Genomic DNA, 6,232 nt, shown 5'->3' with positions numbered 1-6,232 from the left:
GACGACGCCGGCGACGAGGTAGAGCAGGATCTTCATCGGGAACTCCCCTTGGCGAGACGGGCGCCGACGACGGCGCCCGCGACGGCGAGGCCCGCCGTCACGAATACGAACGGAACGATCCAGGAAGCCGGAGGCTCGTGTCCCGCGCGGAACGGGACGAGGGACAACACGGTCCCCCAGCTCCAGCGGAAGGCGACGACGGTGAAGGCGCAGGCGAGAAGCGCCCCCGAGAGTCCCGCGGCCGGAACGCGCGGATCCACCAGGCGCAGCGCGCGAAGCGTCTCGATCCAGAATCGAACCGGCTGACGGGCGTGCGCTTCGACCAGGTCGCCGATCACGGGCTCCGCGAGCTCCCGCGGGAGAGTCGCTTCGAGCAGGGCGATCGCCACGCGCCGGCTCACGCCGGCCTCCACTTCGCGGGGAGGCCGTCGAGCATCCGGGCCATCGCGGTCTGGGAGCGCTTCAGCGCCTTCGACCCCTCGCCGGTCAGCCGGAAGTGGCGCTTGGCGCGGCCCCCGCGTTCCGAGGTCGGCTCGCCGAGGGCCGAGGCGACCAACCCTTTCTGCTCCAGCCGGTCGAGCGTCGCGTAAACGGCGCCGATGGCGACTTCCCGCCCCGCGCGGTCGACCAACTCCCTGCGCACGGAGAGCCCGTACGCCCCCTCCCCGAGGCGGACGAGGGCGAGCAACACGAGCTGCTCGAACTCTCCGAGGTACTCCCCACGCGACATGTTCTACAAAGTAGAACAAACCCGTGAGGGCTGTAAAGAACTATTCTTCGGCCCGGGGCGCGCAGGGGAAGTGCTCCGCGAACCGCGGGTCGTCCCGGAGCGCCTCGAGATCCCGGTCGACACAGGGGTTCAGGCGGGTGACGCCCCCTTCCGTCCGCGCCTGGAGGAGGGCCTCCATCGCGCCCGCCTCGTCGCCGAGGATGACCAGAACCCTGGCGAGCTCGGTCCGCGTCCACCCCGTCGGCTTGCGCCGCTGGGAGCCGCACAGCGCCGCGCGGGCCGCCTCTTCGTCCCCCAGATGGGCGTGAGCCCGGGCGGCCGGAATCCGGACTTCGTACGGCGAGCCCGACTTCTCCGGCGATCCCCCGACGGCGTCGAGGACGCCGCGGAACGCCTCCCGCGCCTGGTCCGGGCGACCCGCGTCGAGGAGCATCTCGCCTTCGGCCAGCCGCTCCCGCGGAGTGGGCTCCCGGCCGGACCACGTCCCGCGGAGGGTCTCGAGCGCTTCGTCGAAACGACCGGCGTCGCTCAGCGCCTCGGCCACGGAGGCCTCGAGCCAGGGCGTGATGTGCTTCGGGTGTTCCGCCGCGACGGCGGCGCGCGCGGCGGCGATCGCCTCCTCGTGCCGCCCGAGTGCCGAGAGGGCCTCCTGTCGAACGTGGCTGAACGCGACGTCCGTGTTCCGCGCGATCGCCGCTTCGTAGCGACCCTGCGCCTGGAGCAGCTCGAGGACGTATTGCTCGGAGGCACCGCGGGAACCGGGCGGCGCCTCCCGCACCACCGCCTCGAACAGCCGTTGCGCCTGGGCGTACCAGCCGTGGCTCCAGAGCGCGATCGCGAGCTCGTAGTAGTCCTCGTGATAAGGGACCTCGGCGAGCAGCGCGTCCAGGCGTGCCTTGGCCTCGTCCTCCCGTCCGCGCCGGACCAGGGCCGCGACCGCGTAGCGCGTGGTTTGGATGCGCTCGGTCCGCGCGGTTCCCGCCAACGGATCGCGTCCGGCGGCCCGCTCGGCGGCGGCCCAGCGGCGCGCCGCCTGCAGGTCGCCCATGCACTTCCCGCAGTACCAGGTGGGGATCGTTCCGGTGAACAGGCCGCGCGGGAGGTTGTAGGCGATCTTGCGCGCCGTCGGCGCCCCCATCACGCATTGCGGCTCGGTGCAGTGGAAGCCGTCGTCGCGCTTCACGTGCCGGGGGTTCCGGGTGATCCCCAGCAGATGCCCGAACTCGTGCACGAGCGTCGACCGCTCGGATCGCTTCGGAGCGAGCCAGAGGATCGAGGCCTTCACGATCGGCTCCGTCGCCATGAAGATCACCGGGGCCGCGACGAACGAGCCGTCCTTTCGCTCGACCGCGGCCCGACCCGCCATGCCGAAGAACCCCCAGTCGAACCACTTCCGTCCGTCGGGGATGTAGAGGACCTGGATGCGGAAGGTCCCCTCCCCGGGCTCGACGTCGCGCGCGTGACGCTCGACCCAGAGGTCGGCGGCACCCGGATCGTCCCCCGTTGCCTCCCACTCCGCCCTCGGCGTGGGCGCCGGGTCCACTTCGATGGTGACGGACTTCTCAGGCGCGACGCGGCGCAGGGCTTCGTGGAGCCCGTCGAGCGCGTAGTCGGTCGGGCGGTATCCCTCGACCCAATGCACCTCGAACACGATCGTCTTCGCCCCGGATTCTCCGACGAGGTCGAGGTTGATCCCGGTCGCGATCGTCGCGTCGTCGACGGGCAGGTCGGGCTCGAGCGCGGGGTAACGGAACATCGCGCGGCAGCCGGTGAGGGAGACGGCCACGGCGAGCGAGGCGAGGATGTGCGTCCGGCGCATCGAGCCCCCCCTGGAGCGTGGGCCGATCATCGGGTGCCCGTCCCTATTTCTTGAGCGCCGCCATGGCACGCGCGGCGCTCTCGCGAAGGCGGGCCTCGAGCGCCTCCTTCAACTCGGGATGGCGGGACATCACGTCCTCCATCCCGGCGCGCGACATCTCGAGGAGCACGCACGCCTCGCGCGCGGTCACCGTCGCCGCCCGGGGCTTGCCGGTCAGCACGGCCGCCTCGCCGAACAACTCTCCCGCGATCAGCGTCGTGATCATGACGCTGTCGCCCTCGGCCCGTTTCATGTCCTTGCGGACCGAGCCGTCCTGGATCAGGAACAGGGAGTTGCCTTCGGTCCCTTCCTCGTAGACGACCTGGCCGGCGGCGTACTCCACGATCGTCGCCCGCTCGAAGATCTCGGGGATCGCCTTCTCGGGAACGCCGCGGAACTTCGCCTTCCGCGGCTCGGCCGAAGTCCTCGACGGGGGCTTGCGGATCGCGGAAGCGAATTGGGTCGCCTTGCGCTCGCGCTCGGCGACACGGGCGCGCATCTCCTCCACGTCGGTCTTGCGGTCGGGGGCGAGCTTCGCGATCTGCGCGAGGATGGCGGTGGCGCGGGGGAAATACCCCTCCTCGAGGCTCGATTCGAACAACGCTTCGTAGGCGTCGATCGCGTCGCGGCGCCGCCCGGCGAGGGCGAGGACCTCCGCGTATTGGCGCCGCACGGGGAAACTCTTCGGCTTCGCGTCGATCTCGGCCTGGAGGACGCGAAGCGCCCTCGCATAGTCCTTCTTCGCGAGCAGCGCGGGGAGGGAGTCGAGCGCGGAACCCATGCGCGAAGTCTACAGGATGCGTGCCAGTCGCCGCCGCGCTAGCCTGTCGGCGCGTGTCCAGGAGGGCGGGCGATGCTGAATCTCCACTACCACGGGCATTCGTGCTGGGAAATCGAGGACGGGACGCACCGCGTCGTGATCGACCCGTTCCTGACCGGAAACCCGCTGGCCGACGTGAAGCCGAGCGCGTTCAAGAAGCTCGACGCGGTGATCGTCAGCCACGGCCACGGCGACCACATCGGCGACGGCGTCGAGATCGCCAAGCACACCGGAGCCCTCGTGATCGCGAACTTCGAGGTCACGGGGTGGTTCCAGAAGCGGGGGTGCGAGGGGCACCCGCTCCACATCGGTGGCGGGGCGAACTTCCCCTTCGGCCGCGTGAAGCTGACGATCGCACACCACGGCTCGACCGGTCCCGACGGCGAGGCGCTGGGGAATCCCGCCGGGATCATCCTCAAGATGGGCGGGAAGACCCTCTATCACTCCGGCGACACCGGACTGTTCCTCGACATGAAGCTCATCGCCGAGATGAACGGCCCCATCGACGTCGCACTCCTCCCCATCGGCGACAACTTCACCATGGGGATCGACGACGCCGTGAAGGCGGCGGAGTTCCTGCAGGCGGGGGTCGTGATCCCGATGCACTACGACACCTTCGGCTACATCAAGGCGGACCCGAACGAGTTCGTCCGGAAGGTGGCGGCGAAGGGGCTGAAGGCGGTCGTGGTGAAGCCCGGGGCCGGGTATACGGCCGCGTAGCTGCACCGATAATCCGCCGTCCCTGCACGAAGCGAACACGGTCGCCCAGTACGCTCTGGAGCATGAACCCGCCGGTGCTTCGCGTCCTGCGTACCTTCTCGACTTCCCTCGCGATCAGCGCCGCCCTCGTCGTGCCGCTCTTCGTCCTCGAGTGGTGGAATCGACGTGAGCTTCGCGAGGAGTTTCCCCTCGTGCTCTTCTCGTTCATGTCCGTCCATTCGCTGCTGATCGTGCTTTCGGCGGCGCCCGCCGTGGGACGCCTCCGGTCGGCGCGCGATCTCCGGGCCCTCACGTTCGGTCACTGGGCCGGACTCGCCCTGTCCGTCTCGCTCGCCTTCGTCTACGCCGGGGTGGTGATCGACCAGCTTCCGTGTTTCCTCGGGGTGCCGAACTGCGACTGAGGGGTGCGTCCGGTTGCGATCCAGACCGGAAGGAGCCCGCGTGAGCCTGATCTCCAGGAGAACCTTCGTTCGGACTTCCCTTGCCGCCGCCGCGGGGTGCGTCGGCTACGGCTGGGGGATCGAGCCGCACTGGGTCGAGCGCGTCGTGCGGCCGCTCCCGATCCGCGGACTCCCGAAGGCGCTCGACGGCGCGACCCTTCTCCAGATCAGCGACGTCCACGTCGGGCCGAAGGTCGACTCGACGTTCGTGATCGACGCCTTCCGCGATGCCGCGGCGCTGAAGCCCGACTTCGTCGTCTTCACCGGCGACGCGATCACCTACACCGACGCGAAGGACTTGCGGGAGGCGCGGCGGGTCTTCGAGACCATGCCGCGGGGGCGATTGTCGACCGTGGCCGTGCTCGGGAACCACGATTACGGATTCGGCTGGAACCAGCCGGAGGTCGCCGACCGGATCGAGCGGATCCTGGACGCCTCGGGGGCGCTCGTGCTCCGGAACGACGCGGCGGAACTGCACGGCCTGCGATTCACGGGGATCGACGACTTCTGGTCCGGGCGGCTCACCCCCGAGCGCGTGGCGCCGTTGCTCGAGCGCGAGGGGCCCGGGATCGTCCTCTGCCACAACCCGGATGCCGCCGACCTTTCGATCTTCGAGAAGTACGACGGATGGATCCTGTCGGGGCACACCCACGGCGGGCAGTGCCGCCCGCCGTTCCTCCCGCCTCCCGTCCTCCCGGTACGGAACAAGCGGTACACGGCGGGGGAGTTCGCCCTCGCCGGCGGCGGTCGCCTCTACATCAACCGCGGGCTCGGCCACCTCTGGCGGGTTCGGTTCAACGTGCGGCCGGAGGTCACGCAGTTCGTGCTTCGCACCACGTGAGCGTGCATCCCGACGCCGCGTGCCCTAAGTTCGCGGGCAGCACGTCGCGCGGAGGGAGCCCATGGACCTCGACCGGCCGAAAGAGGGGAAGATCCCGTATCTCGAGCAGGGGTACATCCTGCACTGGGACGAGCGGGGTCTCCGGATCCAGGTGATCGACTACCAGGCCGGGGTGCTGGCGCTGCCGTGGGCTCAGCTCCTCGCGCTGGCGAAGATCGCGCAGGGCGGGGCGGAGGATCGCGGCGGGCACTGAAGGCCTAAGCCCTCCCGAGATAATCCCCCGTCTCCGTCGAGATTCGGATCTTCTCCCCTTCCTCGATGAACGAGGGCACCTGGACGACGAGCCCGGTCTCGAGCTTGGCCGGCTTCTTCTGCGCCGAAGCGGTCGCGCCCTTGATCCCCGGCGCGGTCTCGACGATCTTCAGCTCGACCGCGGCGGGGAGCTCGAGACCGACCGGGGCGCCGTCGAACCACTCCATCACGACGACCGACTCCGCGATCACGTAGGGCATCACGTCGCCGACGACGTCGTCCGCCAGGGCGACCTGGTCGTAGGTGTCGTTGTCCATGAAGTGGTAGCCGGCGGCGTCGTGGTAGAGGTACTGCATCTGGCGCGTGTCCAGGGAGACGCGCTCGAGCTCCTCGGTCGAGCTGAACCGGAACTCGTTCTGGGCTCCCGTCTTGAGGTCGCGCAGCTTCGCTTGGACGAAGGCGCGGAGGTTCCCGGGGGTGCGGTGCTGGAACGAGAGCACGCGGAAGAGCTTCCCTTCGATGCGGAGGATCTGGCCGTTGCGGATGTCGTTCGCCTTCATGACACGGACTC

General features: G+C 69.6%; 9 protein-coding genes. 4 read left to right on the top strand and 5 right to left on the bottom strand.

The window, feature by feature from the left end:
* Positions 1-32: 32 nt before the first annotated feature.
* Genes VF139_00830 through VF139_00815 form a run of 4 tightly spaced genes read right to left on the bottom strand, consistent with a single transcriptional unit; the run spans position 33 to position 3,369 of the window.
* Entirely contained in the window at positions 33-401 is a 369-nt protein-coding gene (locus tag VF139_00830; protein HEX6849921.1) for a hypothetical protein, read from the bottom strand.
* Positions 398-730, bottom strand: a complete 333-nt coding sequence (locus tag VF139_00825) for a helix-turn-helix transcriptional regulator (protein HEX6849920.1) — start codon at positions 728-730, stop codon at positions 398-400. The genes VF139_00830 and VF139_00825 overlap by 4 nt, the downstream gene beginning before the upstream one ends.
* A 40-nt stretch (positions 731-770) precedes the next feature.
* On the bottom strand, positions 771-2,549 hold the full coding sequence (locus VF139_00820) for a hypothetical protein (GenBank protein ID HEX6849919.1): 1,779 nt from the start codon (positions 2,547-2,549) through the stop codon (positions 771-773).
* 43 nt (positions 2,550-2,592) lie between these two features.
* The gene (locus tag VF139_00815; GenBank protein HEX6849918.1) at positions 2,593-3,369 is read right to left on the bottom strand and encodes a cyclic nucleotide-binding domain-containing protein; all 777 of its coding nucleotides are present in this window, start codon (positions 3,367-3,369) and stop codon (positions 2,593-2,595) included.
* A gap of 72 nt (positions 3,370-3,441) precedes the next feature.
* On the opposite strand from VF139_00815, the gene VF139_00810 reads away from it, so the two are divergent.
* The 4 genes from VF139_00810 (at position 3,442) to VF139_00795 (ending at position 5,662) form a co-directional block, all read left to right on the top strand.
* Positions 3,442-4,128: a metal-dependent hydrolase gene (locus tag VF139_00810; protein ID HEX6849917.1), complete on the top strand. Its 687-nt coding sequence runs from the start codon at positions 3,442-3,444 to the stop codon at positions 4,126-4,128.
* A 62-nt stretch (positions 4,129-4,190) separates the two neighbouring features.
* Positions 4,191-4,529 (top strand): hypothetical protein, encoded by a 339-nt coding sequence (locus VF139_00805; GenBank protein ID HEX6849916.1) that lies wholly within the window; start codon positions 4,191-4,193, stop codon positions 4,527-4,529.
* A gap of 40 nt (positions 4,530-4,569) precedes the next feature.
* Positions 4,570-5,409 (top strand): metallophosphoesterase, encoded by an 840-nt coding sequence (locus VF139_00800; protein ID HEX6849915.1) that lies wholly within the window; start codon positions 4,570-4,572, stop codon positions 5,407-5,409.
* 61 nt (positions 5,410-5,470) lie between these two features.
* Complete coding sequence (locus tag VF139_00795; GenBank protein HEX6849914.1) at positions 5,471-5,662, top strand: hypothetical protein; 192 nt, start codon at positions 5,471-5,473, stop codon at positions 5,660-5,662.
* 4 nt (positions 5,663-5,666) lie between these two features.
* Here VF139_00795 and efp read toward each other — a convergent pair whose 3' ends face one another.
* Positions 5,667-6,221 (bottom strand): elongation factor P, encoded by a 555-nt coding sequence (efp, locus tag VF139_00790; protein ID HEX6849913.1) that lies wholly within the window; start codon positions 6,219-6,221, stop codon positions 5,667-5,669.
* Positions 6,222-6,232: the final 11 nt, after the last annotated feature.

It is taken from the genome of Candidatus Polarisedimenticolaceae bacterium (assembly GCA_036376135.1).
GTDB lineage: Bacteria > Acidobacteriota > Polarisedimenticolia > Polarisedimenticolales > DASRJG01 > DASVAW01.
This window is presented reverse-complemented; position numbering and strand designations above follow the sequence as displayed.